A 1950-nucleotide genomic window follows, 5' to 3' on the forward strand; every position below is an offset into this window, starting at 1 on the left:
AAATGATCTAGCCCAATCATTCCCCCTTTTGAATTTATTTTTCCAACCAAGTTTCCTGGATTGGCATTAAATACGTTTATTGATTCTGCCAATTTTCCTCTTGCAACAGTATACATTGCAGTAGTTCTTCTCATTTGCTCCGTTTTCGTCATTGCAAGAGAACGATTTACTGCAAATGCCACAGCTTTTGGAAATTTATCAGGAAATTGACTCAATGCACTTTCGACTTTTTCCAGTTGGCGGGGATCTAATTTTATATCGAACATTTAGACCTCCTCATATTTCGCCAAATCTATCTCATGTATCCCCATATCAAATTTACTTAGCATAACTTCATAAGTTTCACCGTCCAACGTCATCATTTCCCCAGGATGTGGCTTAATTCTTAAATCCTTTTCTCCAACAAAGACTGTAAATCCTTCCTGAAAAGTTCCCTCTTCCTGTGTAATAAGTCCATTTTTCTGTTTATTCTGAAATTTTTCCTCATCAATCACACATTTAATTTCACGTCCATTAAAAGTATGCGTTGTACCAAATTCATCAATATTCAAAAATACATTTCCAATATCATTGGCAACCATTTCTTTAAAATTCATAAATTATCACCTATTTATTTTTATTCTTTTTATCTCCTTTATCATCTTTTTCTGTATCTTGATTATCTTCATCAACTGAAGTTTTAGATACTACTTTTTCAGCAGTATCCTTTATTTCTTCAATTAATTCTCTTTCAAGACAACTTTTTACAACTGATTTTTCCAAAATATCCACTTCTGCCCCTGCTTCATAACTAACTCCGCTATAAATCAAAGGCTTTAATGCTTTATACTTCATCATAACCTCCTATTTAACTTTCAATATTTTTATAGCTTCTATGTCATAAACTACTGGAAGCGGTCTTGATTCTGTTCTAATTTCTACTGTATTTGATTTTGAATCTTCATCAGTAAATACTGAACGCTCTGCCACAATAATTCCTTGTTTTACATCCGCTGCTGGTCCGTAGATAATTGTATTGTTGCTTGGTGCTAACAAAACTTTACCTTCAGGGATAAGTGGCTTATTTTCATACGTTTTTCCATCAGCTTTTAATACTGAATGTTGTGATTGATAAGAATAAATAGGCAATCCAAATGGTGCAAGAGTTCCAATATAGATTGCTCCACCTGCAACTTCTCTAGGATTGATTTCTCCTGCATGATAATTTCTAATATCCAGTAATTTCTGAATCTTTTCATTTTCTACAAATAATTTTGCAGCCACAGGATCCATTAAAATCATTTCAGGTCTTAATCCTGTAGTTTCTCCAATTTTTGTTATAGCCGCCTGTAAATCTCCGATTATATCAGCATTAGGCTGTGTCCATAAAGTAGCAGGAGTAATTTCTTCAACTGTTCCAAAATCGATTTCTCCTTTTATTCCTTCGCCTTCTACAACCACTTTTCCTTTAAACAATGCTTCAGTACACATTATTTCTTCTCTTCTTGTAATCTGTTCCTCAAATTCCGCAAACGATTCAGCAAGCAAGTCCGCTTTTCGTTCTTCAGGACTTTTTCCACCATATATAGTTTCTCCTGCCGTTTTATTAAAAAATAACTCAAAAGCTGAAAAAGTTCTTTTTGGTGCTACTTTTGGAGCTTGAAAAAATTTACTTTCATAAGTGTTCTTTACCATTTCTGTTCCTGGAATAAATTCAGATACATAAGGAGCTACAAGCTGTCTCCCTTTTCTAAATTCTATTTCCATTTTTTGATTTTCTGATGTTTTCCTATTTTTAAAATAACTGTCCTTTATAAATGATTTTGGTCTAATCACATTCTGGTCATACAACCCAATAAATTCTATTACTGCTGGCATTATTCCTTACCTCCTAATCCTTTTATTACAATACCTTTATCTCTAGCTGCTTTTGTAAAATCTGCTTTTTGTGTACCTGCTTTCACATTTAAT

Annotated in this window: 4 protein-coding genes; all 4 read right to left on the reverse strand. The window is 33.2% G+C overall.

The window, feature by feature from the left end; all coding sequences use genetic code 11:
* A partial coding sequence (locus tag Q0370_RS10370) for a hypothetical protein (protein ID WP_299575423.1) occupies window positions 1-266 on the reverse strand: 266 nt, incomplete at its 3' end.
* Window positions 267-596, reverse strand: a complete 330-nt coding sequence (locus tag Q0370_RS10375; protein WP_299575425.1) for a hypothetical protein — start codon at window positions 594-596, stop codon at window positions 267-269. It lies immediately after the preceding gene.
* A gap of 10 nt (window positions 597-606) precedes the next feature.
* Window positions 607-837: a GTP-binding protein LepA gene (locus tag Q0370_RS10380; RefSeq protein WP_299575427.1), complete on the reverse strand. Its 231-nt coding sequence runs from the start codon at window positions 835-837 to the stop codon at window positions 607-609.
* A 6-nt stretch (window positions 838-843) separates the two neighbouring features.
* Window positions 844-1857 carry a major capsid protein gene (locus tag Q0370_RS10385; RefSeq protein WP_299575429.1) on the reverse strand — a complete coding sequence of 338 codons (1014 nt, stop codon included), beginning with the start codon at window positions 1855-1857 and terminating at the stop codon, window positions 844-846.
* Between the last annotated feature and the right edge of the window lie 93 nt (window positions 1858-1950).

Source organism: uncultured Leptotrichia sp. (assembly GCF_938036635.1).
Taxonomy (GTDB): domain Bacteria; phylum Fusobacteriota; class Fusobacteriia; order Fusobacteriales; family Leptotrichiaceae; genus Leptotrichia; species Leptotrichia hongkongensis.

Coding starts and splice junctions, on each gene's coding strand:
- Q0370_RS10375 (WP_299575425.1), bottom strand. CDS start 596: ATGAATTTTAAAGAAATGGTTGCCAATGATATTGGAAATGTATTTTTG.
- Q0370_RS10380 (WP_299575427.1), bottom strand. CDS start 837: ATGATGAAGTATAAAGCATTAAAGCCTTTGATTTATAGCGGAGTTAGT.
- Q0370_RS10385 (WP_299575429.1), bottom strand. CDS start 1,857: ATGCCAGCAGTAATAGAATTTATTGGGTTGTATGACCAGAATGTGATT.